The organism is Sphingobium sp. AntQ-1 (assembly GCF_028538045.1).
GTDB classification, from domain to species: Bacteria; Pseudomonadota; Alphaproteobacteria; order Sphingomonadales; family Sphingomonadaceae; genus Sphingobium; species Sphingobium cupriresistens.
The window spans coordinates 26,437-52,934 of the sequence record NZ_CP117158.1 but is presented as its reverse complement, the minus strand read 5'-3'; the positions used below and the strand labels follow the sequence as shown (position 1 = coordinate 52,934).

Below are 26,498 nucleotides of genomic sequence, written 5' to 3'. Positions count from 1 at the left end.
GTGATCGTCGGAAGCCATTTTTTATCTGGATGGCGCGACCCGGATTACCTGTCAGCTTTTGGCTGAGGATGGGACATTGGTCTCAGTCCGGTCTGGAGAACCGCTAGGTGAAAAAACCGTCTTTCCCGACCCGGTCCAATGTCCGCTTTGGAGAGAGGACGCCAACGACCTTATTCGGGCTCATTCTCCGCACCCGGCACTGGGCTACACGCGCTCGTTGCCGTCCCGCCATCCGTCGAGAAATCGCAGCAGCGTCCTCATGGCATGAGCTTGATCTTGGGGAAGACCATCTAGTTCGATAGCACTCGCTCTCTCACGTGCGGTTTCGAGACCGAATAGTTCTTCGATGGTTTCCTTACTGAAGCTATCATAAGGCGCGGACACACGGTCCCCCCAGCCTGATGATCTGCCTCGGGACATCAGACGGTCAATCAGAACAGCAAAGCGCGCGTCAGTGGAGACAACTTGCTGTACCCATTTAGCCGGAAGATCCGGGGTACGGGTATAGTCGCGCCACCGATAGAGCAGGCTTGTAAGATCGCCATGCGCGAGCATGGCATCAGGATCGGCTGCGAGGTTCGAGATTTGCCTCAGCCATTCCGCCTTCATCGCATTGACGCCATCAATATCGAGAGTTGGATCGAAATTTTCGCGATCATTCTCTTTGGCGTCATCCGGATCGCTGAGATGAATGATTATGGCCCCCATTGACAGAGCTCCGGATGATTTGAGTGCCTCGACGGCCAGGTGGCCCCGTTCGCTTGCAGGGATATTCCTCAGGAACCAGCTAACCGCTCTCCAAGCTGAAACCCACGGTGAATTGAACGGATCAGCCGTCCGTGTCACGGCCAGCTTCTGACCGATCGCAAACATAGCTGGCAGCAAAATAGCGGCGTTCGATACGGGCAGTCGATCTACCGACTCATCCATACGCTGGGCGAGAGCGGCAAGAAGATTCCTTTCTCCAATCTCCGATATCGTCGCAGCGAAAGCATTGGGGTCCGAACTCGCCGTCATGACAGACATGAACTCACTTTCGGACAGCTCCCCTTCCGGTGTGGATCGGCGTGCAAAAAGGACCCCGTTAGCGGGGTGATCGGCGTCTAAAAGGGACCCCTCATTTCGATGGTTTAAGCAGCCGGCTGGATTTTCAGGCGGCGAGATCGGGATGTTGGTTTTGGAGACAGTTTTACGGATCCGGCGCGAGTATGCCGGAGGCAAGGCGATCAAGGCGATCGCACGGGATCTGCATGTGTCGCGGAAGGTCATCCGCAAAGCGGTCCGAGCGCCGGAGGGCGCCTTTGATTATCAGCGCAAGGTTCAGCCGCTGCCCAGGATCGGTCCGTTTCAGGAGCGCCTGAACACGCTGCTGGAAGAGAACGAGCTGCGCGGCAGGCGTGACCGGCTGCGGATGACGCGGATCCATGACCTGCTGGTGCGCGAAGGCTTTGAGGGTTCTTACGATGCGGTGCGGCGCTATACGACGCGCTGGAAGATCGAGCGGCGCAAAGATGCCGGCGATGGTGTCACGGCCTTCATCCCGCTGATGTTCAGGCCAGGCGAGGCCTACCAGTTCGACTGGAGCCATGAAGATGTTGAGATCGCCGGGGCACCGATGCGGGTGAAGGTCGCGCATATGCGACTGTGTGCCTCACGCGCGGTCTATGTCCGGGCTTATCCTCGTGAGAGCCAGGAGATGCTGTTCGACGCGCATGCGCGCGGCTTTGCTTTCTTCGGCGGCGTGCCAGGGCGCGGCATCTACGATAATATGAAGACGGCTGTGACGAGCGTGTTCACCGGCAAGGAACGCGTCTTCAACCGGCGGTTCCTGATCATGACCGACCATTATATGGTCGAGCCCACGGCCTGCTCGCCTGCGGCGGGATGGGAGAAGGGTCAGGTCGAGAACCAGGTGCAGACGATCCGGGGTCGCTTCTTCCAGCCCCGGTTGCGGTTCGCCAGTCTCGAAGAGCTCAATGGCTGGCTGGAGGCCGAGTGTCGGCGCTGGGCGGAACGGCAGCCCCATCCCGAACAGGGAGAGCTGACCGTGGCGCAGATGCTGGAGATCGAACGATCTGCGCTGCAGCCGATGCTGGGACCGTTCGACGGCTTCAATGAGAGCGAGCATGCTGTGACCGGCACCTGCCTGATCAGCTTCGACCGCAATCGCTACTCGGTGCTATCGACGGTGGCACGACGCACGGTGCAGGTCCGCGCCTATGCCGATCGCATCGTCGTTCGCTGCGGCGAAGAGGTTGTCGCTGAACATCCTCGCTACTTTGGGCGCAACCGCACGATCTATGACCCCTGGCATTATCTGCCAGTGCTGGCCCGCAAGCCTGGCGCGCTGCGGAACGGTGCCCCCTTCCAGGACTGGGATCTGCCACCGGCGCTTGCCCGCCTGCGCCGCAAGCTGGGTAATGGCGACGATGCCGATCGCCGGTTCGTCCGTGTGTTGTCGGCCGTACTGACCGATGGCCTGGAGCCTGTCGAAGCCGCTGTGCGTGAGGCACTGGCGACGGGCACGGCAAGCGACGACCTGATCCTCAACATCCTGGCACGACGCCGGGAACCGCCGCGTCCTCTGACGATCATCACCTCCGAGGATAGCGCTCTGCGCCATCCCCCGATCGCCGACTGTGCCCGTTACGACCAGCTGAGGACCTTCGATGCAGCGGCATGATATGATCGAGGCCATGCGCGGGCTTGGACTCAAGGGCATGGCGGGCGCGTTCGACGATGCCGTCACCACCGGCCTTCAGCGCCAGCGCACCACCATGGAGATACTGACCGATCTCCTGCGAGCGGAGGCGACGCATCGTCATGCCGCGTCGATCCGATACCGGATGGCCGCTGCCAGGCTGCCAGTCGTAAAGGACATCGATGCCTTCCGGTTCGAGGGTACCCCGATCAACGAGGGGCTTGTGCGTTCATTGCACAGCGGCGCGTTCCTGCCCGCACGGCGCAATATCGTCCTGGTCGGCGGCACAGGCACAGGAAAGACCCATCTGGCCATCGCCATCACCGCCAATGTAGTGCGCTCCGGCGCCCGAGGCCGCTACTTCAACACGGTCGATCTGGTGACCCGCCTCGAAGAGGAGGCCAGGATCGGCAAGAGTGGCGCTCTCGCCGCCCAGCTATCCCGCCTCGATCTGATCGTGCTCGATGAACTGGGCTATCTGCCGTTCGCCCGATCAGGCGGCCAGCTGCTGTTCCACCTGATCAGCAAACTCTATGAGCAGACCAGCGTCATCATCACCACCAACCTCGCCTTTGGCGAGTGGCCCACCGTGTTCGGCGATCCCAAGATGACCACCGCGCTCCTCGACCGCGTCACCCATCATTGCGACATCGTCGAGACCGGCAATGACAGCTGGCGCTTCAAAAACCGCAGCTGATCCCCCCCAGCACCGATCAATTAGAAGATGTTTTGCGCTGCGCGCGCCTCCGGTCGGGCTACGCCCTCCCTACGCCGCGCGCAGCGCAAGGAAGCCCGTCACATCAACGCTCCGCCATCCTGACAGGGGGTCCCTTTTGCGCGCCGATAAGGGGTCCCGTTTGCACGCCGATTGACACTCATAACTGCGATGATAGACCGAGAAGCGCAGAAGTTTGGCAAAGATATAGAGGCTGTCACCACCTCAGAAAGCCGCGCCGAATTCGTCATTCGGGTGATGGAGGAGGTTGCGCGAGATTTAGCCGAGAACCAGTCCAACGCGATTCCTTCGGATACTCTTACGTGGCTGGCAGAGATTTCAGCGGAAGATATTGTGCCAGCTAGCTTGAGCGGAATTTTGAAAAACCGATCTGGCGTCCTCGCGTTTCTCAAGGATGACGATCGGCGCGGCTATAAGAACTTTGCCCATGAACAAGTCTACAACTATTTCCTTGCTCGTGTTACAATTCGTTCTATCTCGCAGGGAGAAATACCCAAGTTCGTTAGGCGAAATATTTTCGGGGCTGATTTTCTCGAATCTTTCTCTGAAGTTTTTCGTTCAGCAAGCGGCGACGATTCCGAAAATTTCATCAGGCGGGCTTTAGAAAATTTTAATAGTTTGGGAGAACAAGACCGGGCCAGGCAGAATATTGCATCTCTCGTTCTCAGTGCATGTTGCGTGTTCACGCCATCTGAAGTTCCTGTGCTTCGGAACGTCTCGATAGACGAGGTTTTTTTGACAGAAACCGTCACCCATCTGCATCTCCAAAATACAACTATCAATCAATTGTCAGCGGCAGGGGCGGATATGCGAGCCTTGCACTTTGACGCTCCGTGCGCGATTTATTCGCTGATAGCCGATGGATCTACTATGCCGCATCCGTCTATCCCAACGCCAACTGTCGTGTCACTGCCGCACAGAACAACCTATGACCCTGAGGAAATCGGCCACTGGCTGCAGCATCAATTTAATGCATCAATTTTCAGGTCAGGGCAAAGCCTCTCGGACGCCTTCCGTGATTTTGGTTTGTTCGATTTGCTGGCACGGGTCGCTCGTTACAAACCTTACTGGATCAAGGATGGTGATGAAAAAGGTGCACGCCGCATTCTCGATGATGAGAACTGGCCTGCGTTGAAGGAAATTCTCGTCACGCACGGCCTCTTGATTGAGCGAACGGACGTCCCAGCCTCTGGTCGTCCAGCACCTTTCTACCACATCAAGAATCGTACAGCGTTGATGAACCTAGATAATCCAGATGAGGCTATTGGAGCATTCTTCTCGGACGTCTTTGAAGCCAGCATTAAACTGGAGGATAGTACTGACTGAGCCAAGCGGGCGCTGATCGCCTTACCGGTTTCATCGAAAGGCAGCTTTAGCAGTACTCGACCTTTAAACCGGTCGGTCAGCAATCGACCACATATGCAACAAACAGGTTTTTCCGATAGGGACACCTACGCGACCGCCTGCAATCCCTTACGTTGAATGATCGACAGCAGGCGTAGAGCGGGGCCACCAGGACGCTTAACCCCTCGCTCCCAATCGGACACGAGGTTGCGCGACACGTTGAGATAGGCGGCGAACACCGGCTGCGAGACATGCTCGCGCTCGCGGATCGCCCGGATTTCATCGCCTGCCAGCGCGGGGGCGGGGGCAAGGCACGCTTCATCGAACGTACGCAGCGTCGCGCGCGACACCACGCCCGCGTCATGGGCGTCGCTCATCATTTCGTGGATCGCGCCTGCAATCTCGCTGCGATAGCCTTTATCCTTCATCACCGTTCCCATCGTCTATCTCCACCAGCGTTCCCAAAGCTACCAGTCGGTCCAATTCCCCGACGTTCCATTCCAGCGCCTCGCTCGCCGCGTTGCGGAGCAAGGCCAGGTCCGCCTTCGATATGTTCGCCTGCGCACTCTTAGCGAATCCGAAAGCGAATATCGCCCTGTCACCCTGCCGGAACAGGATCAGCGTGCGATAGCCGCCCGACTTGCCTTGTCCGGTACGCGCGACCCGCTGCTTGATGACGCCGCCGCCAAGATCGGCATCCACCAAGCCGCTTTCTGCGCGCTGCACGGCTTCACGAAGCGAGGCATCGGCAATCCGCTCTTTTCGCGCGAAGCGCTCGAACCAACCATTTTTGAAGATGCGCGCGATGGCGGTTCTCCTGCTTTCTGACGTTGTATATAACACTGAGCGTTATAGTTCAACATGGATGGGAAGGAACGACACGGGTTCGGCCTTCTTGACAGCGCATAGGCTGGGGGTGAGCATGAATTTGCTTCACGACGCTACCGACGGTGGTCCTTTCAAAGGAGCCTCCAATGAACGACTCGACCTAACGCCTGCTGGCTGTCCCCTGAAACGGGGCGGATGCGAAGGCTTGACATGAAACTTTGGTACAGGCTGGGAAAAAATCTTCGCTGATCGCTATCAGTGAGAAGCCTACGCCAAATTCCGCCGTCTTCCGCCGCTGACCGCCAATTGCCGCCAGCGTTCACCGATCCATGAAAGCGTAGCTGCCAGCACGCCCGGTACACTCTTGTCCGGGACGGCAAGGCATCCAATGCTCGTGGCCGGGGGCGCGTGCAACATCCTGATTTGAAGAGACTGCCCCATGACCAACAGTGATCGTATCATTCGCCTGAAAACCGTCCTCGCCCGCACAGGGCTCTCCCGCACGACGCTTTATCGCAAGATGGGCGAAGGCACTTTCCCGCGCCAAGTGAAGATCAGCGTCCACGGCGCTGGCTGGCGCGAGTCCGCCATCAACCGCTGGATTGCCGATCCGGTAAGCTATCGGGAGGAGTTGGGCGTTTGATCTTGTTGCCGTGCCCCGCCTGTTGCAGGCATGGGCACGGCAACTTCGATGGTCTGTCATCGGGCGGCTTGGATTTTCGCCTTACTGAACTTGCCGGTTACGACCTTATGCCCGTCGCGCAAGACGTCGAGATGGTCGGACCAGTGCTGCATCATGCGGACCCGCTCGTCCCAGTATTCGCCCCGCGTGTATGCGCGACGCACGGCGTTGTTGTCGCAATGGGCAAGCTGCCGCTCGATCGCGTCAGGATGCCATAGTCCCATTTCGTTGAGCAGCGTGGCCGCCATCGCCCGGAAGCCGTGACCGGTCATTTCGTCCTGTGCGAAACCCATGCGCCGCAAGGCGGCGTTGATAGTGTTCTCCGACATGGGCCGGTCCACCGAGCGGAGCGACGGAAAAAGGTAGGCGCTATAGTCCGCGTCATGCTCGATGGTTTCGAGGATTGCCAACGCCTGCCGGGAGAGGGGGATGGTATGGGCGCGGCGCATCTTCGTCTTGTGCGCCGGGATGGTCCACAGCGCCTTGTCAAAATCGAAGTCGGTCCATTCGGCATGACGTAGCTCACCTGGGCGCACAAACACATGGGGAAGCAGTTGCAGCGCTGCTTTGGTGTTTGCAAAGCCCTCGAACGCCTCAATGGCGCGCAACAGTCCGCCCGCATTATCCGCGCTGGTGATCGCGGCGCGGTGAACTGGCTTGGGTGCGATCAGCGCCCCGCGCAGGTCCGCTGCCACGTCACGCTCCGCGCGCGCCGTGGCGATGGCGTAGCGGAATATCTGGCTGCAGGTGCTGCGCAGGCGCTTGGCCGTCTCGTAGCGGCCCTTGCCCTCCATTTTGCGCAGCATGGTCAAAACCTCCTGCGCGGTGATGGCGGTGACTGGGCGTTTGCCTAGCGACGCATTGATAAAGGCCAGCAGCCAACGCAGCTTCTTCATCGTGACGGAAGAGCGGCCTTCACGCTCGACTTTCACCAGCCATTCGTCGGCAACTGCTTTAAAGCTGTTGGACGCGGCCATGGTCGCGGCAATCCGATCCAGTCTGATCTTTTCGGCGGGATCGTTACCCTTCGCCAGTACCTTGCGGGCGGCGTCACGCTGCTCGCGGGCGTCGGCAAGACCGATGTCGGGATAAATCCCGAAGGCCAGCGTCTTTTGTTTGCCAAGGTGGCGATAGTTCATCCGCCAATAGCGCCCACCATTGGGTGCCACATATAGGAAAAGGCCATCGCTATCGGTGAGTTTATAGGGCTTGGCTTTGCCCTTGGCGTTTTTGATCGCAGCGGCAGTGAGCGCCATGATGGTATCTCCTTTTCGAGGAGGGCCGCGCTACCATCAGACATACCATCAAGTTGCTGGTATCCGGTGGTCCGAGACCGCTCCGTATGGGATACCTATACCATGAAAAACCGCAGAATTCCGCCGTTCCCGGCACGTCCTGAAACCCTCTGGGAGAGGATTTTGGTGACCCCTACGGGAATCGAACCCGTGTTTCAGCCGTGAGAGGGCGGATAAAATATCCTTTTGCTGTTCGCTGATGTTCGCCGAAATGCACGAAAACCGTGGATTAATGCCGGATTATGTCGCCCCTTGTCGCTCAATGTGCGCGCGTGTATATTTGACGCATATTTGACAAGTTTGGAAACGCCGTGGCGAAGACACTTTCTGAAGCCCCTCTGACGACCCGCAACGCCCGCGAAAAGTTAGCTGTGGGACTGCACTGGCGTGGGATCGATCCAGAAACGCACCTTGGCTACCGCAAGGGCAAGCGGGGCGGCGTGTGGCTGGTGCGGTGGCGGAACGGGGCGGGCTATCGGCAGGAGCGGCTGGGGACGGCGGATGACGCTTTGGCGGAAGGAACTTTGGCCTATTCTAACGCGGTAAAGGCGGCACGCGAGCGGGTCGAGGCGGCGCGACGCGAAGCCAAGGCTGTTGCAGATGGTCCGGTTGAGACGGTGCGGACGGCGGTGCTGGCATACATGGCTAGACGGGATAAACGCGAAAGTGAGCACAAAGGCCGTATCGTGCGGTCGGATGCCACACATAGACTGGAACGTTATGTGCTGGGAAGGGAGGTAAGGGGGAACCGTAAGGCAGTCCCTGCCGCGCCTCTTGCTGACATTGCTCTCCATGATTTGCACGAGGCAGCTTTGCAAACGTGGCGTGACGGCCTTCCTGCGGATTTGAAGGGCGCGACGCGGCAGCGGCTAATTAATGATCTGAAAGCGGCGCTGAACTCTGCTGTGAGCGCACATCGCCGGAAGTTGCCCGTGACGCTCCCTAGCGTGATCCAACATGGATTGAAGGCAGACGGCAACAATGCTGACCATAGCGAGGCTGTGGCGCGCGATAGTCAAATCCTTGCTGATGCTGTAGTAGGCTCAATCATTGCCGCCGCTGGTGCCGTGGACGCGGCAAAAGGGCTGGAAGGTGATTTTCATCGCCTGATTATCGTGCTGGCCGCAACAGGCGCGCGCTTCTCTCAGGTCACGCGAATCCGCGTCAGCGATGTTCAGCGAGCAGCGGGCAGGATCATGGTCCCCACGTCGCGTAAGGGCCGTGGCGGCGGCAAATCTTCCTATACGCCAGTGCCGGTCGGGCGCGACGTGCTTGATGCCCTGCTGTCCGCAACGACCGGCCGCCCAGCCGATACGTTTCTATTAGAGCGCTGGCGGTTCGAGCAGCGCGGTGGCATCGCTTGGCACAAGACCGAACGCGGACCTTGGGGCGTTCCTGTTGAGATTGTACGGCATTGGGCTGCGATCCGTCGCGAAGTAGGGCTTGCGGCTGAAGTTGTACCCTACGCCTTGCGCCATTCGTCCATCGTGCGCGGCATACGGGCAGGATTGCCTATTCGGCTGGTGGCCGCGCTTCATGATACATCGACGGCGATGATCGAAAGGCACTATGGGCGGTGGATCGCAGGTGGGCTGGAAGAAATGGCGGCGGCTGCCGTCGTGCCTTTGATGCCTGCCGGTGGTGGAAATATGATTCGAATCGCAAACTTACGCTGAAATCTTTTTTGGTCTTACAAGTCGATGACGACGACGGATTCGCAGCAAATCAGTCAAAAAACGGCAGTTTTCTGCGGCTATCATAAGAGTTGACACGCTAGAACAGAATGGCTATATTGCGTTCGCCGAGAGACTTGCGCGATTGTGGATATTCGCGTAGTATTCCTGACATCGTTTGATGTAAGGAGTTTTCTTGTGCAAGTCTCAGTGCCCGCTCTTCTCGATATTTCCGCTACTCGCCAAGTGTTGGGTGGCGTCAGCAGGTCAACAATTTATGCTCTCGCGAAGAAGGGAGCATTGCAGCCTATTAAGTTGACGCGACGTACAATGTTCCGCCGTGAAGACGTAGAGGCCTTGGCTCGTACCGGAGCCTAAGAACATGGCTCACCAAGATGAAGGAGTCACGTCGCGATGACGTTTTCCGAAGAAAATGGGGCGGCCTCCACCGAAGAAGCCGCCCAAGTTTCCCAACCGAAAGAAGTCGCGAAAAGGAAGAAAAGCGACGGGTATTTTGATACCATTTCTGAGGGTGGAAGTCTAGTGCCGGACGCCGAAGAGATGCGACGGTATATTGATGTTCTTTTTAGATATGCCGATGCTGGCACGTTCGCATCGGCACGCGCCTTTAATGATGACGCTACAGTGTTTGAGATTAGGGCCGTTGAACTTAGTGACGATGACGACCGTGCTACACTTCTCAAAATTGCCCTCGCCATAGCCGCCCGCGCTGCGGCTGCGCCTAAGAGGCCCGTTTTCTGTCCGCCCGTAGCGACGTTCAAAGCACCGCGCGGGGCGAGGGAGACCGATTTAGCCAATGGGCTGGTCCTGTCGATCGAGTTGGACAAAAATCCTCGCGCTGCCCTCGAAAAACTGGCGCGCGTCATCGGCCCCCCCACGCTTGTTGCGGCGTCAGGCGGCGAATGGATGAATCCAGAAACAGGTGAGATTGAGCCTAAACTGCACGCCTATTGGCGGCTTAACGAGCCAACGCGCTGGCCCGAAGATCACGCACAACTTAAGCGGTTGCGCGCATTGGCGACGGCCTATACGGGCGCTGACGCAAGCAATGTGCCGCTCGTCCACCCTATCCGCTGGGCGGGGTCATGGCACCTTAAATCCGCGCCTAGGCTGTGCCGTGCCGAGCAGGTCAACCCTGACGCGGAAATTGACCTCACCGAGGCACTAGAACTGTTGGAGGATGTTGCGAAGCTGCCGCCGCCGCTGCTGCCGCCTTTGGAGGATGTTGCCGACAGGGAAGGCTTGGTGCGCGGCGTTCTGAGCGGCGAAAATTACCACGAGGCTAATGTGCGTCTGGCGGCTAGACTTGTGGGCGGCGGATTGCATCCGGGCGGGGCAGTTCGTCATCTCCGCGATCTGATGAACGCCAGCGACCAGACCCGCGATGAGCGCTGGCAGGCACGGTATGATGACATACCCCGCGCGGTATCCAGCGCGCAGAGGAAATATGGCCAGCCAGACGCTCTTGCAGGCCCGGCTTTGCCGCCAGCACTAATTGATCCGGCAGCGTGGGATGGCATCGTCGCGCCACCCCGCGAATGGGCGGTCAAAGGCATCATGCCATGGCTCCAGTGCAGCTATCTGACCGGCGTGGGTTCGGTTGGCAAGTCGCTGGCTTCGCAACAAATAGCAACTTGCGTCGCCGTTGGCCTGCCTTTTCTCGGTGTAGAGACGCGACAGGCCGTCGCGATCTATGTGACGTGCGAGGATGACGCCGACGAACTGCATCGTCGCCAGAAGGCGATCTGCGAGGCGCTAGGCGTGTCGCTGTCTGACTTGTCCGGTAACCTGCATCTACTTTCCCTTGCGGGCGAAATCGCCAATGAAATGGCCACGTTCGCGCAAGAGGGGAACATGATCGTAGGCAAGGCCTACGAGCGACTGGAGGCAACTGCCGCCGAAGTCGGCGCACAGTTTATTGTGTTGGACAACGTAGCGCATCTTTTCGCGGGGAACGAGAATATCCGCGCTCAAGTCGCTGCCTTCGTCAGTCTGATGAACAGGCTTGCTCAGAAAATTGGTGGAGCGGTGTTGCTTCTCGGGCATCCGAACAAGGCTGGGCAGGAGTTTTCAGGCTCGACCGCGTGGGAAAACCAAGTCCGCTCGCGGCTCTACATGGGCTTTGTAACCGACAACGATGGTGTCGTCCTTGATTCCGATGCCCGAACGCTAACGAATAGCAAGGCGAATTACGGTCCTGCGCGCTCTCAAATATCTTTTCGCTGGCACAAGTGGGCCTTCGTCCATGAAGAGGACTTGCCAACCGACCAACGGGCCGAACTTGCTGCCGCCATCGCCGTAGCGGGTGAAAATGCCGCCTTCCTCGCCTGCCTGCGACAACGCGCCAAAGAGGGCGACGCGAGGGCTGTAGGGCCTTCTCCGGGGCCGAATTACGCACCCGCACAGTTTTCGGGGATGGCACTGGCCAAGGGTTTCAAAAAGCCAGCCCTAAAACGCGCCATGGACCGCCTTTTTTCACTCGGAAAGATCGAAGTGGTCACCGTCCGAAATGTGGCGAAAAGTCGCGACGTGAGCGTTATTCGCGAGGTTCCCGAACTTCCCGAACGCCTTCCCGAACCCGCCCCGAACACTGATCCCGAACGACCCCTATCACCGGCCCGAACGACCCCGCACACACACTCTATATATAAATATATATCAGGCGCGGCCCATGAGGCCGCCGCGCCCTTTCAGGAGGGGGCTGTCATCTTCGCGGATGACGACGAACTGGATGCCGATGGCGATGTCATTGGCTGGAATGATTAGGCGCGCCGATGACGTTGGCGATAGCATCGGCTGAAACGATTATGGCAGCGCTATAGATGAATTTCTTAAGTCAACGGGAATGTCGCACCTTACTACTGACATTGATTTAGTGTATAAATGGTTCGTTCCAACCGAAGAAAGGAAGTATAGTGAAGAAATATGTTTTTGTTGATGCGCTTGGTCGGGAGGTTTCCGAGCATGATGCTAAGGACTCGCGAGGCGCATTGCGAGCGGGGTATGGCGTGCGAACCTCTATGTCCTTCATGGACTCCGCGACTTCCATCTCCGATGCCTGTGCGTGGGCATCTACTCCAGCCGGTGCTTCCGCCGTTGCGCGCGAAGAAATGATTGCCCGGCTTAACGGTCGCCCAGCGCGGATGGCCGATGCACTGTTTGCGGACGCGCAGGCCGGGCAGGCGCGCCATGCCGCCGCCATGCCGGTCATGGACGCCATCGGGGCAACGTCGGCGTTGCTGGCCCGTGAGGCGCGGCAGGCGATGATTGCCCGGTTGAATGGTAAGGAGGCGACACGATGAGCGCGGTTCTGGAAGCCAACGGCGATCTAGATGGTCGAATTTCTCAAGTCCTCCGGGGTGCCGGTGATAGCGTTGGCGCTGCTGACGTTTTGGCCGCTTTGGATGAAGCTGCGACGGCGCTGATTGGCGACATTGCAGAGGCCGAGGCGGATGCGCTCGATCCGTTGATTGACGGCAAAGCGGCGGCCAAGGCCAAGGATGCGCTGGACGGGTTGCAATTCCGCGCCAAGCGGCTCGCAACCGCCCGCTCAGCGCTTGCCGCCCGCGTGGACGAAATCCGTGCCTCTGAGCAAAAAGCCAAGCTCGATGCGGAGCGAGAAGCCGCCCTTGCCGAGCGCAATGCCCTCGCCGCTGTCATCCGCGACGAAATCCCCGCTCTCACGCGCCGCTATGCCGAAATCGTCCGCCAACTGGACGCCAGCGACGCGCGTCTATCCAAGGCCGGACTTATGTTCGAGTCCGCCGAAATCGTCGCTCGCGGCTATGAGGGCAATGGCGTCTGGGCTGATGGCCATGGGCAAGTTACTCGATTGCGCCATGCCAAACTGCCGCTGTTCGATAAGCCCGGTTTCGCGTGGCTGGACGATGGCATGAATGGCCGAACAATCTGGACTGCGCTGGACGGCTGATGTCCACCGACGCCCGAAACAACGGCCTACCTACGGGGCGCGACACTCAGGGGCGGTTCGGGCCGGGCAATCCCGGTCGCCCCCGTGGGGCACGCCATAAGGCGACACTGGCGGTTGAGGCCTTGATGGAGGGGCAAGCCGAGGCACTGTCCGCTACAGCGTTGAAGCTGGCGTTAGGCGGGGACATCACAGCCCTACGATTGTGCCTCGACCGAATTGCTCCCGCCCGCCGCGATAGGCCAGTCACCATCGATCTGCCGCCCGTCACCACTGCCGCCGACCATGCGCCTGCGCTGGCCTCCGTAGCCGCCGCTGTGTCCGAAGGGGAGATTAGCCCAGCCGAGGGCAAGGCGTTGGGCGATGTCTTGGAACTGCATCGCAAGGCTGTGGAAACGGCTGACTTAGAACAGCGCATAGCTGCCCTTGAAGAAAGGCTTACGACATGAAATTGACCGAACGGCTGGAGAAGCTGGAATCCCGTAACGCACAGCCCGTCCATTGGCATCGCCTCACCGTAGAAGCGGACGAAGATATTGCCGAAGCTCGGTTGCGTGCCGGTATTCCGTTGGATGCTCACGTCATCGTGCGCCGCTTGATCGATCCTGCTTGGGCTGAAAAGCCATGACATTGGCGCGGCGCGTAGGCACTCTGGAGCCCACGACCGGGACTTCAACGCCATGGCACGCTGAAATGGTGGCCACCGCTGCCTACGTTGAACACACAATCGCCAACATCGCCAGTCGCTCTACCGAAAACGAACGGGCCGGGATGGAAGAATGGTGGGCTTGTTGCCGCAAAATGGTCACCACCGACCCGGCAATGGCGAAGATTTTTACGGGGTTTTTGCCGAGTGATTTGGATTTGTGACGCCCGGTCCACCCTTTTGGTTTGCCCAGCTATTTTAGGAGCGCAGTGATTATGGAAATAGCAATCGTCACAACGGCTGCGATCATGGCTAGTGTCGCGATAATGTTAGCAGTTTGGGCACGGCTATTGGCGACAGCCGCTTGCGTGACCGCTGCCCAGGCGGCTTCAGATGCGGAGCGAGCAATTTCCAACTGCTTTTCGGCGTTAACAGAGTTTTCCAAATTTCGTTCATGATCCTTCTGTGCGAGCCATGGCACGGCTTGCTCGGAAACCTCCCAGTTCAATTTTCCGTTTTTTAACGCAAGCCGAACCGCCTCCACTCCCATCTTCTCGAACACATCACGTTGATCTTTCATTTGCTCGACCGAATCTATTTTGCAATACCGTCACCGCGAGCGCGGTTCACAACGGCAACGAACGCGACGATCTCATTGATCGGTATAGCCTCGTCCACGCGATCACCCGATTTGGCAAACAGGCGATAGCGCAGTCCATTCAAAGGGTTTGCGGGATCGAAAGCTGCGGCGGCTTTTTCAAGAATCGCAAAATCTACCGGAAAGACGACTTCTTCGGTGAATGAGCAGCCCCAGCGATAACAATTCACGTCGCTTCCTACCCGATTGGCCGAGACTTCCTTAATGCCTTCTGGAGCTTCATAGGTAGCAGAATTGAAATATTTCCATTCACCCGAGTAATTTTCAATGTGATATATTTGAGTGCTTACCTTTCCGTCCTTTTTATCTATGAAGGCGCGCATGAAGCTATTTTCAGTGGTAGTGCTTACAAGAAGTCCTTTATTTGTAATCGCACTAGCGCCGTATGAACTAATTTCGATCGATGGGTCGAGGCGGTCACCAGCTACCTTGATAAGTGGTTCAATCGCAGAAGGTGGCCGTCTCAGCATTAGCTCCTGCTGGCTAACTTTGGGTTCTTTTGCCCAAGCTGGATGCACGCCTGCGATTAGTAACGCGGCGCACGCCGCAATCCGCTTCATCATACCTTACCCCTTTTGCTCGAAGCAATTGCTGCCCTCGCGCGACTTTCGTGTCCAGTAGATTTCCGTTTGCTGCATACTCCCACATCACGACTCAACACGGAGACGAAAATGGGAGAGGCGTTGTTTCAGGAATGCACAGACTGTGGCGGAGATGGCAAATATCACCGGCCAGCGTCGTCGGGCTACGCTGTCCAGACAGATTACGGAAATCCGGCTCCAACAGAATGCCCAACGTGCAAAGGCTGGGGAATTGAACCGTTGGGGGCCGGGCAGGCCGTCTTCGATCTCGTTAACGCGATGCGTAAGGCGGGCGCTAAGCATTGGCCGGAAGGAGGCTAATCGGACATCAATATCCGTCCAAGTTCGCGCATGCCCACAGACGCTTTATTCGACGGTTATTTGATGGTTTTGCCCAAGGGTTCGCTAACCCATTGATCTAACTGGTGACCCCTACGGGAATCGAACCCGTGTTTCAGCCGTGAGAGGGCCGCGTCCTAACCGCTAGACGAAGGGGCCATGGACCGCTCTTGGCGGTCGGCAGGGGCTGGCCTTTAGGCAGGCGCATCCATGGCGTCAAGCGAAACTGCAGGGCGTCCATCCCCTCATCCGAAGCACAGACTAATCCCCACATAAAAAACCACCCCATGCAAAGCATGGGGTGGCCAAGGTTCAGGGAGGAGACGCCTCCAAAGGGGGAGGCGCCCATACGATACACCCGAAAGGGGGGCAGGTGCATCGCATGATTGATAGATAGGGCAGGTCGCATCGCCTTACAAGAGGGGATGCGATGCCCTTTCCATCAATTTTTCAAACCCTTTCGGGTTAATTTCTCGTTCAGGCCCCGACCGGCTCCTGCGTCGGCTCCGCGGTGGCGGGCATGGCGATCGGGCCCTTGCCCTGGCTCACCTGCGCCTCGAAGATTTCACGCATCAGTTGGAGCGAGAAGAGGTGCGCGTGGATCAGGGGCAACATGCCGTTCTGGTTGATCTTGCGCAGCTGGTCGCCGCGCAGGTCGCGCAGCTTTTCCTCGTTGATCATGCGGAAACCGCGGTAGACGAAGGGTTGGTCGGCGACCGGGGTCTGGATCGCGACTTCGCCGTCCATCAGCAGGTCGAGTTCCTGCAGGTCGCGGACGAACTGGCCGGTGCGGGCCGCGGCCTGTTCGAAATCCTCGCAGAATTTCATCACGCCCTGAGTCTGCTCGCTGGGCTTGCCGTCTTCGAACAGCGACTGGCCTTCGTCGAACGCGCCGATCGCCGGACTGGTGGGATCGAAGCAGAGCGAGAGGTCGTCGCTGTCGGGACGCAGCTTGGCCAGCATCCAGGGATAGCGGCGGACATAGGCCGGAACATAGGCGGGGCCGCGCAGCTTGCCTTCGTCATCGACAAAGACGTTCACACCTTCATTGAGGCCCATCAGCAGCAGCGGCACGGAATCGGCGCCGGCCGAAAAGATGATCGGGGCGAAGCGCTGGGCCGGGACGAATTCGTCGATCGTCAGCGGAACGGCGTGCTGCGTCGTCAGGAACGGCGCCGAATCGATCTGGCGGGTGCGATAATCGAGATGGTCCACGCTGCTCAGCGGCAGGAGATCATTGTAGAAGATGGGCAGGGTGTTGGCGGGCGCGCTGGCCATGGTCCGGGTCCATTCTGTCAATTTGCGGCCGCCTTTTATGCGCGCGCCGCGGGCTGAATATTGGGGCAGGGCGATAATGGCCTTGCCGGTTGGTGGCAATCGGTTTGTCGGCGGCGCGTGTTCAGCTTGCCGCCGTCAGCCTTCGCCGGGCAGCGGAATGAGCTTGCCCGGATTGAACAGGCCCTTGGGATCGAACGCCGCCTTGATCGCGCGCAACGCGCCGATCCGCGCCGGGCTGGCTAGGCGGCCCAGTTCCGCGCGCTTCATCTGGCCGATGCCATGTTCGGCCGAAATGGAGCCGCCCGCCGCGACCACCGCATCATGGACGAAGCCGTTGATCGCCTGGCCCTGGGTCGCGATCCAGGCCGGGCCGTCGCCCGTCCCCTTGGGCGCGCGCACATGGAAATGGACGTTCCCGTCGCCCAGATGGCCGAAGGAGGAAGCCGTGGTGCCGGGGAAGCGCGCTTCCGCCGCCGCCGCCGCATCGATCATGAAGGCGGGCATCTTCGCCACCGGCACGCTGATGTCATATTGCAGCGCCGGCCCTTGCGCCTTTTCCGATTCCGACAATGATTCGCGAATGCGCCAGAAAGCGTCGGCCTGCGCCTCGTTGGCGGCGAGCGCCGCGTCGACGGCGATGCCCCGTTCGAACGCCTCGGCCAGCGCCGCTTCCAACCGCTCCGACGGACCCGGCTCAGACAGGTCGGCATGGTCGACCTCGATCAGCACATGCCAGGGCGTGCGCGTCTCGATCGGCGATCTTGTGCCGGGGATGTGCCCCAGCACGAACCCCAGCGTCTCGTCGGCGATCACCTCAAACCCCTCGACGCTGTCGCCCAACAGGGTTTCGGTCAGCCGCAGCAGCGCCAGCGCGTCGGCGGGCGAGGCGACCCCGACCCATCCCACAGCCCGCGCGGCGATGGCGGGCGCGAGCCGCAGCGCCGCGGCGGTGACGACGCCCAGCGTGCCTTCCGCCCCGATCAACAACTGTTTGATATCGTAGCCGCGATTATCCTTTTTGAGTGCATCCAGCCCATCGAAGATGCTGCCGTCGGGCAGCACCGCCTCGATCCCCTCCACCAGCGCGCGCATCGTGCCGTGGCGCAAGACCTGCGTGCCGCCCGCATTGGTCGACACCAGTCCGCCGATGGTCGCCGACCCCTTGGCCCCCAGGCTCAGCGGAAACCGCCGGCCCTGTTCCTCGGCCGCGTCGTGCAACACGCTCAGGATTACGCCCGCCTCGCACACCGCCAGATTATCTTGCCGAGACAGGCTGCGAATGTGGTTCATTCGCCGCAGCGACAGGATCAGAGCCGATCCGTCCGCCGGTGGCGTCGCGCCGCCGACCATCGACGTATTGCCCCCCTGCGGCACCAGCGCCACGCCCAGTTCCGCGGCCAGCGCGACGGTGGCGGCGACCTCCTGCGTGGAGGCGGGCGCCAGGATCGCGGCCGCCGCGCCATGATAACGGCCGCGCCAGTCGCTGACCCAGGGGGCGATTTCGTCGGGATCGGTGACCACCCCCTTGGGGCCGAGCAGGGCGATGAATCGATCGATCATATCTTGTCCAATCATGGGACGCACCTATCCCCGGAATTCATCGACGGTTCAACCACCACCCGATAGCATCGCTTCCCATATAAGGGGTCCGTCTTGGTTCATTCCATATTGCTGCTGCTGTCCGCATCGACCGGTGATCCGGTCCAATGGGCGCAATTGTCCATCCAGCAGCGCGTCATCATTCGCGTGCCGATGGTGCGCAAGGGGCGCGCGCCTGCCCGGATCGCGCCCGATGCGCGTGAGCGATGGCAGGAAAAAAAGGGGCCGCGCTGCGTCGCGCTGCGCTCGATTCGCGGCGGCAGCATCGTCGTGGACAATGGCGTGGACCTCATTCTGGCGGACAATCACCGCTATCGGGCGCGGCTGGAAAAGGGATGCGACTCAGTGGGTTTCTATTCCGGCTTCTATGTCGAACCGGACGATGACGGATCGCTCTGTTCGGGCCGTGACGAATTGCAGGCGCGCAGCGGCCTGAGTTGCGCAATCGACAGTTTTCGTCGCCTTATCCCGGTCGACGAGGAGGATTGATCGGTCGCCACAGCCCGGCAACCGCGCGATTTTCTTGACAAGAGGCCGATATTTCCGCAATGCGCGGCCGATTTCCGTCTCGCATCCGCGCAGGACGGATAAGCCTCCTGTTCCCGGACCATTGAATGACTTTTGCCGATCTCGGCCTTTCCGACGAATTGCTCAGGGCCGTAACCGAATCCGGTTACGACACGCCCACCCCCATTCAGGCGCAGGCGATCCCCTCCGTCCTGATGATGCGCGACATTATCGGTATCGCCCAAACGGGGACGGGAAAGACCGCCAGCTTCGTGCTGCCGATGATCGACATCCTGGCCCATGGCCGCAGCCGTGCGCGGATGCCCCGTTCGCTGATCCTGGAGCCGACGCGCGAACTCGCCGCGCAGGTGGCCGAGAATTTCGAGAAATACGGCAAATATCACAAGCTTTCGATGGCGCTGCTGATCGGTGGCGTGTCGATGGGGGACCAGCTCGCCGCGCTCGAAAAGGGCGTTGACGTGCTGATCGCGACGCCGGGTCGCCTGATGGACCTGTTCGGTCGCGGCAAGATCATGCTGAACGGCTGTTCGCTACTGGTCATCGACGAAGCCGACCGGATGCTCGACATGGGCTTCATCCCCGATATCGAGGAAATCTGCACCAAGCTGCCTGCGCAGCGCCAGACTTTGCTGTTCTCCGCGACGATGCCGCCGGTCATCAAGAAGCTGGCCGACAAATTCCTGTCCAATCCCAAGTCGATCGAAGTCGCGCGCCCCGCCAGCGCCTCGACCAACATCACCCAGCGTCTGGTGAAGGTCGATTCGCGCAAGAAGCGCGACACGCTCTCCAAAATGCTGCGGGAAGCGGACGTCACCAGCGCGGTCATCTTCTGCAACCGCAAGACCACGGTGCGGGACTTGAACAAGAGCCTGCAACGCGACGGCTTCAAGTCGGGCGAAATCCATGGGGACATCGACCAGGGGTCGCGCATCGCCGAACTGGAACGCTTCCGCGCCGGCACCGTCAACATCCTGGTCGCATCGGACGTCGCGGCGCGCGGACTGGACATCAAGGGCGTCAGCCATGTGTTCAACTATGACGCGCCCTGGCACCCGGACGATTATGTCCACCGCATCGGCCGCACCGGCCGCGCGGGCGCCAGCGGCGTCGCCTACACCTTCGTCACCGAAGCGGACGCCGAGGCGATCGACAATATCCAGAAGCTGATCGGCACGAAGATCGAGGTCGTTGGCGCCGCCGATGTCGTCGCATCTGCCGAACCCGTCAGGGACGAACTCGCCCGCGCGCCGCGCGGTCGCGGTCGCGGCGCACGCCCCGCGCCGGTCGAGGAAAGGCCTAGCGCGGAGATTGAACAGCCGACGCCGCGTGAAGAAAAGGCCCGTGAGGATCGCCCGCGCGACAATGGTCAGCGTGAAGACCGCTCCCGCGATTCGCGCCCTGATCGCACCACATCTGCCGCGCCGCCGCGCCGCCGCAACGACCAAGCCGATGACGGCCCGGACGATGGCTGGAACGGCCCGGTCCCAGAATTCCTGAACTTCGGCTTCACCCAATAGGCGCGTCATCCCGGCGACGGCTGGGATGATGGATAAAGGCTGCGGATGGAGGTGCTACACGGCGACGCCATAGGCTTCGCGGATGTGTGCCTTCCGCAGCAAAATCGGGAAATCCCCAGGATCAGGCGATAATTGAGAGGTCGCGGGCAGCGAGTTGCCGGTCGTAAATCGGCCAGAAGCGGACGCGATCCACCCCATCCACGCGCATTCGCCGCCAGCCATAATCACAACAACCCCTGCGCCCGCAAACTGGCATGACCGCTCGCCGCCATGATGATATGGTCATGCACGCTGATGCCCAGCCGCTTGCCCGCCTCCACGATCTGCCGCGTGATGTCGATATCCTGCCGGCTGGGCGACGGATCACCCGACGGGTGGTTATGCACCATGCCTTGCAGTATTCTATGGCATTGATTGTTATGCAATAAATTGAAATCGGACGAGGACTGGTGCCGGAGACTGGGAGCGGTTGATCATGCCCGAACGTGACCATCACACCTGATCACCCCTGTGCTCGTCGAGTCCCCTGGATGCACGACACTGCACCTTATTCTTTTCATCCCACGCATCAAGCTCGTGGAGGGGGTAGAGCACGGCCTTGCCAATTTTGACGAAGGACGGGCCGAGACGCATCGCGCGCCAATTTCGAAGCGTCCCAACCGAAACACCGCCCCGGTAGCGTTCAGCCACCTCGTCAGGTGTAAGGAATTTGCTATCTGGCACTACCGCCTCCTCCGGCAGCACGATCAAGGCCGTGTCGCCGCGTTTGAGTTGATCATCGCGGTAGGCTGTCGAGGATCGCTTCGGGTCTATATTTAAGCCCCCGGGACCGGAGCCTCACGCTTCCGCACGGACATACATGCTGCGCCATTCACCGGCGCGAAAGGCGGTTCCGGCAGGCGTCGGGGGAACGGATATCATAGAGGCCACATAGGCGGAGTTTACTGCGCTGCATCACAACCGAACCGCCGCCCCGCGCCGGATCCCGCTACTCGATGGGGCGGGACCCCGCGTTAGCCATTCGCGGCCGGAACCGAGTCTTCGCAAAAGGCTTTCTCCGGGCCATGACAAACACCCAAATGACGCCCGAAGAAGTCGAGCTAGACAGACAATGGCGGACCCAATTTGGCCAACCCTTGCCTATGCTGGGGTCAGCCGAAATTGTCTGGCGTATACTCGCGACAACGCCCGCCGACCGGCCCGCTGCTGTCGATGCTCACCCGGTGGCAGCCCTCCCCGCGCTGGAGACGAAGTGACCTTCGGCTATAATTTCGAGACAAGCGATGGAACTCGGGCGTTTCGCAAGGGCCGGCGGGACGCGTTCTCCAGCGTGCGCTGCCCCGAACTGAATGAGGTCATATGAATCCCAGACGCGCGTTCGGATGCGAGCTTTGCCGCCAGCCGCGAGGAAAGTGCCGACGCCTTTTTTGACGCCGGAAGCTTAGCGCGCGACGGGCCCGCGCAAGGGCCAGCTCGGATCGACTGGACAGCTGCGCCGGCGCCGCAAGGACCAGCCGAGTCCTGCTCGGTCCAAGGTTAGAGGCGCTCGCGCGACCAAGGCCCGCTGGACCTGCGCCCGGCGCGGCGCTCCGAAAGCCCTGCACTGGTCCGAAGGCTGCCATTTCGACTTTTACGAGACCCTGCCAAGGTCTCGGAGACCGTCGGGGGCGTGGCGGACTACTTCCGGTTGGTCGCGGCCTGACGTTCAGAGGCCGGAGGGCCACGTCCTGGCGCTCGCCACGGCGTAGGCGGCGAGGCTGGCGAACCCCAGGCCGGTGCGAATGGCGTGGAGCACGCCCCACCGCCGGATGGCGCTGCGGGTGTCGCGCCCGGCCTGATCGGCGGAGGCGGTCTCGAGCCGGCGGGTGATCGGCCTGATGGCGGCGAAGGTGAAGGGCCAGTTGGCGACGATCAGCACGGCGCCCGCCAGCCACAGCCCGTTCGGGTCAAGCCAGAAGGCCAGCGCGCCCGCCGCGCCCGAGGCCAGGGCCAGATTGCTCTGCGTCAGCGTGCCGCGCTTGTAGCTCGGGACCCACTGCTGGAGGAGGGCTCGGTCGTCCAATCCCAGTCGGGCCGGCTGTTCGGCCACATTGATGTACAGCGCGGCGCCCGCGAAGACAGCGCTGAGGACGATCGGCAGCAGCAGGATCAGCGCGGTCATGGTCATTGCTCCGGAAGGGTTGAAGGATCGGCGTCGAGCCGGCCGGCGACGGTCGACAGGACGCGGATCGCCGCGGCCACGTCCTGCGCGGATAGGCCGGCCGCCAGCCCCGCGACCCAGGGGGCCTGCCTGCGCAGGGCCTCGGCATAGGCGTCCTGCCCGGCGGGGGTCATGGACATGAGTTTGGATCGCGCGTGGTCGGGGTTGGTCAGGAGGACGATCAGGCCGGCACCGCGCAGGTCGTCGGCGACCCGCTGCACCGACTGGCGGGTCAGGCCCATGGCCCGCGCGATCTGCGACACGGTCCGCGGCGCGCCGTGCTCCGCCAAGGCCCCCAGCACCTGCCAGCGCGCGCTGGTCAGGCCGATGTCCCGACCTACGCCGTCTTGCTGGCCTTCGATCTGGTCTGCGCCGGCCTCGTCCCCACGATCGGCGTTGTCGCGCTCACCCTCAACCTGCCCAACGAGATCCGTGGGCGCGGGATCGCCACCTATGTGCTCACGACCGCCCTCGCTGCTGCGACGGGACCCGCCGCCATCGCCCTGGTCAGCCAGGCCTTGGGCGGCGAGGCGATGCTGGGCCACGCCATCGTCGTCGTGGCTGTCCCGGCGGCCCTGCTCTCCGCCGGCTGTTTCGTGCTGGCCATGCGGGCTGACGCCGTCCGCCGTCTGGCGGCGGCCTAACCCCAGAGGACCCGCCAAGCGGCTGCGCACCGCGGGCCTAGGTGATGTCGGACGCAAACGATCCTTGAGGAGATGAACGACCATGTCCGCGCAAACAGCTGATCTGACGCTGCCGCACCCCTATCTGTTGTTCCTGGGCGATACGACCGAGCGCGGCTACGCAAAGACCGCGTTGGGCCTGCGCGACTGGGCGGGTGACAAATGCGTCGGCGAGTTCGTTCTGGACGGCGCCGCCGTCTCCACCGGACTGCCGCAGATGACGCCCTCCGAGGCCGTGGCGCTCGGCGCGCGGGCGATGGTGATCGGCGTCGCCAACAGCGGCGGCGTGATCCCGCCGAACTGGCGGGCGTCGCTGATCGAGGCGCTGCGCGCCGGCCTGGACATCATCAGCGGCATGCATCAGCGGCTCACCGACATCCCGGGCCTGGCCGAGACCGCCGCGGAGTGTGGTCGGCGCCTCATCGATGTGCGCAACCCGCCGCCGTCGATCCCGACCGGCACTGGGCGCAAGAGAACGGGAAAGCGGCTGCTCACCGTCGGCACCGACTGTGCCCTGGGGAAGAAGTACGCGGCGCTGGCGCTCGCCCGGGCCTTTGCCGAAAAGGGGGTGGCGGCCGAGTTCCGGGCGACCGGACAGACGGGCATCATGATCGCGGGCGGCGGCATACCGATGGACGCCGTCATCGCCGATTTCGCGGCGGGGGCCGCCGAGATTTTGTCGCCCGATGCGGCGGCCGATCATTGGGACGTCATCGAAGGACAGGGGTCCATTCTGCATCCGGCCTATGGCGGGGTGTCGCTCAGCCTGCTCCACGGCAGCCAGCCCGATGTCTTCGTGGTCTGCCACGAGCCCGGTCGCACCCACGTGCTCGGCGTCCCGGGATATGAGCTGCCGAGCATCCAGGACATCATCGAAGCGACGGTTCTGCTCGGCCGGCGCACCAACCCGGCGATCCGCTGCGGCGGCGTCGCCTACAACACTCACGCGCTGAAGCCGGACGAGGCGGCGCGGCTGATGGCTCTCGACAGCCAGCGCCTGCGCCTGCCGGTGGCCGACCCGATGCGGGGCGGGCCGGCTTTCGACCGTCTCGTCGAGAGCTGTCTGGAATGACCGGCTAACGCCGGGGTCTTGTGCAGGCCTGTTTTCGGGTCTTCGCCTTGCCGGGTGTAACCGGCGGCCGCGCCGATCCGTAGGAGGGAGACGACAACTCCTTGGAGGCCTTATGCGCCACTCGTCTTCGTTCGCCGTTTTCGCCGCTCTCGCCGCCGCCGTTCCGGCGGTCGTCGCCGCCGCTCCTGCGGCCGCCCAGGTCGCGCCGACCGTGCAGCCGTACAATCAGGCGGCCTTCGACGCGGCCCAGAGAGCGGGCAAGCCGATCCTGGTCTGGGTCCATGCGCCGTGGTGCCCGGTCTGCCGCGCCCAGGCCAGGACGATCGCCAGCGTTACGGCCGCCCCCGCCTATCGCGACATGGTCGTGTTCCGCATCGACTTCGACACCCAGCGGCCGCTGTGGCAAAGGTTCGGCGCGACCCAGCAATCGACCCTGATCGCTTTCCGCGGCGCGCGCGAGACCGACCGGATCGCGCACGAGACGGACGAAGGCAAGGTTTCCGCCGTGATCCGCAGCGCGATCAGCTGACCTGCGGATGGCTTCTGCGCTCAATCCCGCGCTCGCCTATGTGGCGGGCGCGCTGACCATCCTTTCGCCCTGCGTCCTCCCGCTGGTGCCGATCGTCCTGTCCTCGGCGGCCCAGCGGCACCGCTTCGCGCCGCTGGCGTTGGCGGCGGGCCTGGTCGTCGCCTTCACCGTCACCGGCTTCGTCGTGGCCGCCTTCGGGCAGGCGCTGGGGATCGATACGCTTGTGGTTCGCGCCGCCGGCGCGGTCATCCTCTGCCTGGCGGGCGTGGTACTGCTCGTGCCCTGGCTTCAGGACCTGCTGGCCCGCGTCGCGACCCCGCTCGCCGCCTGGGCCAGCTCCCATCAGGCGGCGCTTGACGACAGGGCCGGGCTTTGGGGCCAGGCGGCGGTCGGGGCCCTGCTGGGCATCGTCTGGGCGCCCTGTGTGGGACCGACCCTCGGCGCGGCGGTCGCGCTCGCTGCCGAGGGCAAGGATCTGGGCGAGGTGGCCCTGGTCATGGTCGCGTTCGGCCTCGGCATCTCGACGGTCCTGCTCGTGATCGCCTTCGCGGCGCGAGGCGCCCTCTCGCGGTGGCGCGGCCGGATGATGACAGCCGGCGGACGCGGAAAGACCGTGCTGGGCGCCCTGCTGCTCATCATCGGCGTCTTCATCCTCACGGGGATCGATCGGAAGATCGAAGCCTTCGCGCTGGATCATCTGCCTGAGCGCGTCGTCACCTGGTCGACCGCGATCTAGGGCCCTTGGGCCCGCAACACCCTAAAGGAGCCGACGAAATGAATCTCAACGGCAAGCGCGCCCTCGTCACCGGCGGATCGAGCGGCATCGGGCTCGAGATCGCCCGCGAACTGCTCATCGCCGGAGCCATCGTCGGCATCACTGGTCGCCGGCAGGGGGCCGTCGATCAAGCCCTACGGCAGCTGGAAGGCCAAGGCCCCATCCGCGGCCTGTCAGCCGACGTGACCACGTCCGAAGGCCGGGCCCGAACGCTCGAATTGGCGGCGGAATCGCTCGGCGGGCTCGACGTTCTCGTCAACAACGCCGGCGGCGTGCGCGCTGGCCGGCTCGAAGCCATCACGGAGGACGAGATCCGCCAGATGGTCGAGGTGAACCTGACGGGTCCGATCCTCCTCACGCGGGCGGCGCTGTCCCTGCTGAAGGAGAGCGGCGACGGCCTGGTGGTGAACGTCAGCTCGGGCATCGCGCTTGTCGGCATGGCGTTCTATTCGCCCTATGCCGCGGTCAAGGCCGGCATCGCTCACTTCGGCGAGGTGCTTCGCCGGGAACTGGACGGGGAGGGGGTCCGTGTCCTGACGGTCTATCCGACGGCGACCGAGACGCCGATGATGGCGACGTCCGGAATGGGACGGGACGGCGGTCGCGAAACACCGTCGGATGTGGCCCGGGAGATAGTCGAGGCGATGACCCAGGACCGCCTGGAGGTTGTGCGTGGCGGCCCGGCCCGGCTCGAGATGGTGAAGCAAAACCGGACCGACCCCCAGGCTGTCGATGAAGCCCTGCGGCCGATCAAAGCCGCCATGGAAGACGGAGCGCGCGACCACTCGGCCCTGTGAGGCCGCGTGGGACGTCGCCGCGCGAACCCTGCAGCCGAATATGAAGTCGAGCCCAACCCCTGTAACGGATAGAGCGGAAGCGACGTAA

General features: G+C 61.7%; 30 protein-coding genes, 1 tRNA gene and 1 pseudogene. 19 read left to right on the top strand and 13 right to left on the bottom strand.

Going from position 1 to position 26,498, the window contains the following annotated elements; genetic code table 11:
* Positions 1 to 204 precede the first annotated feature (204 nt).
* Positions 205 to 1,017, bottom strand: a complete 813-nt coding sequence (locus sphantq_RS00300) for a hypothetical protein (RefSeq protein WP_272799278.1) — start codon at positions 1,015 to 1,017, stop codon at positions 205 to 207.
* Between the two features lie 151 nt (positions 1,018 to 1,168).
* Here sphantq_RS00300 and istA point away from each other — a divergent pair, with 151 nt between their 5' ends.
* The 3 genes from istA (at position 1,169) to sphantq_RS00285 (ending at position 4,763) form a co-directional block, all read left to right on the top strand.
* Entirely contained in the window at positions 1,169 to 2,683 is a 1,515-nt protein-coding gene (istA, locus tag sphantq_RS00295; protein WP_125999130.1) for an IS21 family transposase, read from the top strand.
* Complete coding sequence (gene istB / locus sphantq_RS00290) at positions 2,670 to 3,398, top strand: IS21-like element helper ATPase IstB (RefSeq protein WP_272798407.1); 729 nt, start codon at positions 2,670 to 2,672, stop codon at positions 3,396 to 3,398. The genes istA and istB overlap by 14 nt, the downstream gene beginning before the upstream one ends.
* A gap of 171 nt (positions 3,399 to 3,569) precedes the next feature.
* Positions 3,570 to 4,763 carry a hypothetical protein gene (locus sphantq_RS00285; protein WP_272799277.1) on the top strand — a complete coding sequence of 398 codons (1,194 nt, stop codon included), beginning with the start codon at positions 3,570 to 3,572 and terminating at the stop codon, positions 4,761 to 4,763.
* A 125-nt stretch (positions 4,764 to 4,888) separates the two neighbouring features.
* On the opposite strand, the gene sphantq_RS00280 is transcribed toward sphantq_RS00285, so the two are convergent.
* Both sphantq_RS00280 and sphantq_RS00275 read right to left on the bottom strand, forming a co-directional pair.
* On the bottom strand, positions 4,889 to 5,209 hold the full coding sequence (locus sphantq_RS00280) for a helix-turn-helix domain-containing protein (protein WP_009820704.1): 321 nt from the start codon (positions 5,207 to 5,209) through the stop codon (positions 4,889 to 4,891).
* Positions 5,199 to 5,624: a type II toxin-antitoxin system RelE/ParE family toxin gene (locus sphantq_RS00275; protein WP_272799276.1), complete on the bottom strand. Its 426-nt coding sequence runs from the start codon at positions 5,622 to 5,624 to the stop codon at positions 5,199 to 5,201. Before sphantq_RS00275 ends, sphantq_RS00280 begins: the two co-directional genes overlap by 11 nt.
* A 424-nt stretch (positions 5,625 to 6,048) precedes the next feature.
* On the opposite strand from sphantq_RS00275, the gene sphantq_RS00270 reads away from it, so the two are divergent.
* A complete protein-coding gene (locus sphantq_RS00270) occupies positions 6,049 to 6,252 on the top strand; it encodes a helix-turn-helix transcriptional regulator (RefSeq protein WP_093082076.1) in 204 nt (67 codons plus the stop codon).
* Between the two features lie 56 nt (positions 6,253 to 6,308).
* On the opposite strand, the gene sphantq_RS00265 is transcribed toward sphantq_RS00270, so the two are convergent.
* Positions 6,309 to 7,547, bottom strand: coding sequence for a tyrosine-type recombinase/integrase (locus tag sphantq_RS00265; protein ID WP_272799275.1), 1,239 nt, complete (start codon positions 7,545 to 7,547; stop codon positions 6,309 to 6,311).
* Positions 7,548 to 7,897: 350 nt separating this feature from the next.
* On the opposite strand from sphantq_RS00265, the gene sphantq_RS00260 reads away from it, so the two are divergent.
* From sphantq_RS00260 to sphantq_RS00230, 8 genes are all read left to right on the top strand, one after another.
* Positions 7,898 to 9,262, top strand: a complete 1,365-nt coding sequence (locus sphantq_RS00260; RefSeq protein WP_272799274.1) for a site-specific integrase — start codon at positions 7,898 to 7,900, stop codon at positions 9,260 to 9,262.
* A 144-nt stretch (positions 9,263 to 9,406) separates the two neighbouring features.
* The gene (locus sphantq_RS24345; RefSeq protein WP_443021512.1) at positions 9,407 to 9,637 is read left to right on the top strand and encodes a helix-turn-helix domain-containing protein; all 231 of its coding nucleotides are present in this window, start codon (positions 9,407 to 9,409) and stop codon (positions 9,635 to 9,637) included.
* A gap of 36 nt (positions 9,638 to 9,673) precedes the next feature.
* The gene (locus sphantq_RS00255; protein WP_272799273.1) at positions 9,674 to 12,046 is read left to right on the top strand and encodes an AAA family ATPase; all 2,373 of its coding nucleotides are present in this window, start codon (positions 9,674 to 9,676) and stop codon (positions 12,044 to 12,046) included.
* Positions 12,047 to 12,195: 149 nt separating this feature from the next.
* A complete protein-coding gene (locus sphantq_RS00250) occupies positions 12,196 to 12,582 on the top strand; it encodes a hypothetical protein (protein ID WP_272799272.1) in 387 nt (128 codons plus the stop codon).
* An 89-nt stretch (positions 12,583 to 12,671) separates the two neighbouring features.
* The gene (locus sphantq_RS00245) at positions 12,672 to 13,211 is read left to right on the top strand and encodes a hypothetical protein (RefSeq protein ID WP_272799271.1); all 540 of its coding nucleotides are present in this window, start codon (positions 12,672 to 12,674) and stop codon (positions 13,209 to 13,211) included.
* Positions 13,211 to 13,657: a hypothetical protein gene (locus tag sphantq_RS00240; RefSeq protein ID WP_272799270.1), complete on the top strand. Its 447-nt coding sequence runs from the start codon at positions 13,211 to 13,213 to the stop codon at positions 13,655 to 13,657. The genes sphantq_RS00245 and sphantq_RS00240 overlap by 1 nt, the downstream gene beginning before the upstream one ends.
* Entirely contained in the window at positions 13,654 to 13,836 is a 183-nt protein-coding gene (locus sphantq_RS00235) for a hypothetical protein (protein ID WP_272799269.1), read from the top strand. Before sphantq_RS00240 ends, sphantq_RS00235 begins: the two co-directional genes overlap by 4 nt.
* Before the next feature lie 65 nt (positions 13,837 to 13,901).
* The gene (locus sphantq_RS00230; protein ID WP_272799268.1) at positions 13,902 to 14,078 is read left to right on the top strand and encodes a hypothetical protein; all 177 of its coding nucleotides are present in this window, start codon (positions 13,902 to 13,904) and stop codon (positions 14,076 to 14,078) included.
* 29 nt (positions 14,079 to 14,107) lie between these two features.
* On the opposite strand, the gene sphantq_RS00225 is transcribed toward sphantq_RS00230, so the two are convergent.
* The 5 genes from sphantq_RS00225 to sphantq_RS00205 form a co-directional block, all read right to left on the bottom strand.
* A complete protein-coding gene (locus tag sphantq_RS00225; RefSeq protein ID WP_272799267.1) occupies positions 14,108 to 14,434 on the bottom strand; it encodes a hypothetical protein in 327 nt (108 codons plus the stop codon).
* 14 nt (positions 14,435 to 14,448) lie between these two features.
* A complete protein-coding gene (locus sphantq_RS00220) occupies positions 14,449 to 15,075 on the bottom strand; it encodes a hypothetical protein (protein ID WP_272799266.1) in 627 nt (208 codons plus the stop codon).
* 441 nt (positions 15,076 to 15,516) lie between these two features.
* Positions 15,517 to 15,591: transfer RNA gene (locus sphantq_RS00215), tRNA-Glu, on the bottom strand.
* Positions 15,592 to 15,909: 318 nt separating this feature from the next.
* Positions 15,910 to 16,710 (bottom strand): SapC family protein, encoded by an 801-nt coding sequence (locus sphantq_RS00210; RefSeq protein WP_066601620.1) that lies wholly within the window; start codon positions 16,708 to 16,710, stop codon positions 15,910 to 15,912.
* Positions 16,711 to 16,845: 135 nt separating this feature from the next.
* Positions 16,846 to 18,285: an FAD-binding oxidoreductase gene (locus sphantq_RS00205; RefSeq protein ID WP_272799265.1), complete on the bottom strand. Its 1,440-nt coding sequence runs from the start codon at positions 18,283 to 18,285 to the stop codon at positions 16,846 to 16,848.
* Between the two features lie 78 nt (positions 18,286 to 18,363).
* On the opposite strand from sphantq_RS00205, the gene sphantq_RS00200 reads away from it, so the two are divergent.
* Both sphantq_RS00200 and sphantq_RS00195 read left to right on the top strand, forming a co-directional pair.
* Positions 18,364 to 18,798: a hypothetical protein gene (locus sphantq_RS00200; protein WP_272799264.1), complete on the top strand. Its 435-nt coding sequence runs from the start codon at positions 18,364 to 18,366 to the stop codon at positions 18,796 to 18,798.
* Positions 18,799 to 18,923: 125 nt separating this feature from the next.
* Entirely contained in the window at positions 18,924 to 20,354 is a 1,431-nt protein-coding gene (locus sphantq_RS00195) for a DEAD/DEAH box helicase (protein WP_066601627.1), read from the top strand.
* Between the two features lie 224 nt (positions 20,355 to 20,578).
* Here sphantq_RS00195 and sphantq_RS00190 read toward each other — a convergent pair.
* From sphantq_RS00190 to sphantq_RS00175, 4 genes and pseudogenes are all read right to left on the bottom strand, one after another.
* Positions 20,579 to 20,743 (bottom strand): annotated as a pseudogene (locus sphantq_RS00190) (JAB domain-containing protein); the annotation flags it as partial.
* 103 nt (positions 20,744 to 20,846) lie between these two features.
* Positions 20,847 to 21,098: a helix-turn-helix transcriptional regulator gene (locus sphantq_RS00185; RefSeq protein WP_245620230.1), complete on the bottom strand. Its 252-nt coding sequence runs from the start codon at positions 21,096 to 21,098 to the stop codon at positions 20,847 to 20,849.
* A 961-nt stretch (positions 21,099 to 22,059) separates the two neighbouring features.
* The gene (locus sphantq_RS00180; RefSeq protein ID WP_218054348.1) at positions 22,060 to 22,515 is read right to left on the bottom strand and encodes a DUF1772 domain-containing protein; all 456 of its coding nucleotides are present in this window, start codon (positions 22,513 to 22,515) and stop codon (positions 22,060 to 22,062) included.
* Between the two features lie 2 nt (positions 22,516 to 22,517).
* The gene (locus sphantq_RS00175; RefSeq protein ID WP_272800265.1) at positions 22,518 to 22,877 is read right to left on the bottom strand and encodes a MarR family winged helix-turn-helix transcriptional regulator; all 360 of its coding nucleotides are present in this window, start codon (positions 22,875 to 22,877) and stop codon (positions 22,518 to 22,520) included.
* A 24-nt stretch (positions 22,878 to 22,901) separates the two neighbouring features.
* Here sphantq_RS00175 and sphantq_RS00170 point away from each other — a divergent pair, with 24 nt between their 5' ends.
* From sphantq_RS00170 to sphantq_RS00150, 5 genes are all read left to right on the top strand, one after another.
* The gene (locus sphantq_RS00170; RefSeq protein ID WP_272800278.1) at positions 22,902 to 23,198 is read left to right on the top strand and encodes a hypothetical protein; all 297 of its coding nucleotides are present in this window, start codon (positions 22,902 to 22,904) and stop codon (positions 23,196 to 23,198) included.
* 82 nt (positions 23,199 to 23,280) lie between these two features.
* The gene (locus tag sphantq_RS00165; protein WP_091740260.1) at positions 23,281 to 24,309 is read left to right on the top strand and encodes a DUF1611 domain-containing protein; all 1,029 of its coding nucleotides are present in this window, start codon (positions 23,281 to 23,283) and stop codon (positions 24,307 to 24,309) included.
* A 112-nt stretch (positions 24,310 to 24,421) separates the two neighbouring features.
* A complete protein-coding gene (locus sphantq_RS00160; RefSeq protein ID WP_091740257.1) occupies positions 24,422 to 24,838 on the top strand; it encodes a thioredoxin family protein in 417 nt (138 codons plus the stop codon).
* A gap of 7 nt (positions 24,839 to 24,845) precedes the next feature.
* A complete protein-coding gene (locus sphantq_RS00155; protein ID WP_091740255.1) occupies positions 24,846 to 25,574 on the top strand; it encodes a cytochrome c biogenesis CcdA family protein in 729 nt (242 codons plus the stop codon).
* A 38-nt stretch (positions 25,575 to 25,612) separates the two neighbouring features.
* The gene (locus tag sphantq_RS00150; protein ID WP_272799263.1) at positions 25,613 to 26,410 is read left to right on the top strand and encodes an SDR family NAD(P)-dependent oxidoreductase; all 798 of its coding nucleotides are present in this window, start codon (positions 25,613 to 25,615) and stop codon (positions 26,408 to 26,410) included.
* The last annotated feature ends 88 nt before the right edge of the window (positions 26,411 to 26,498 follow it).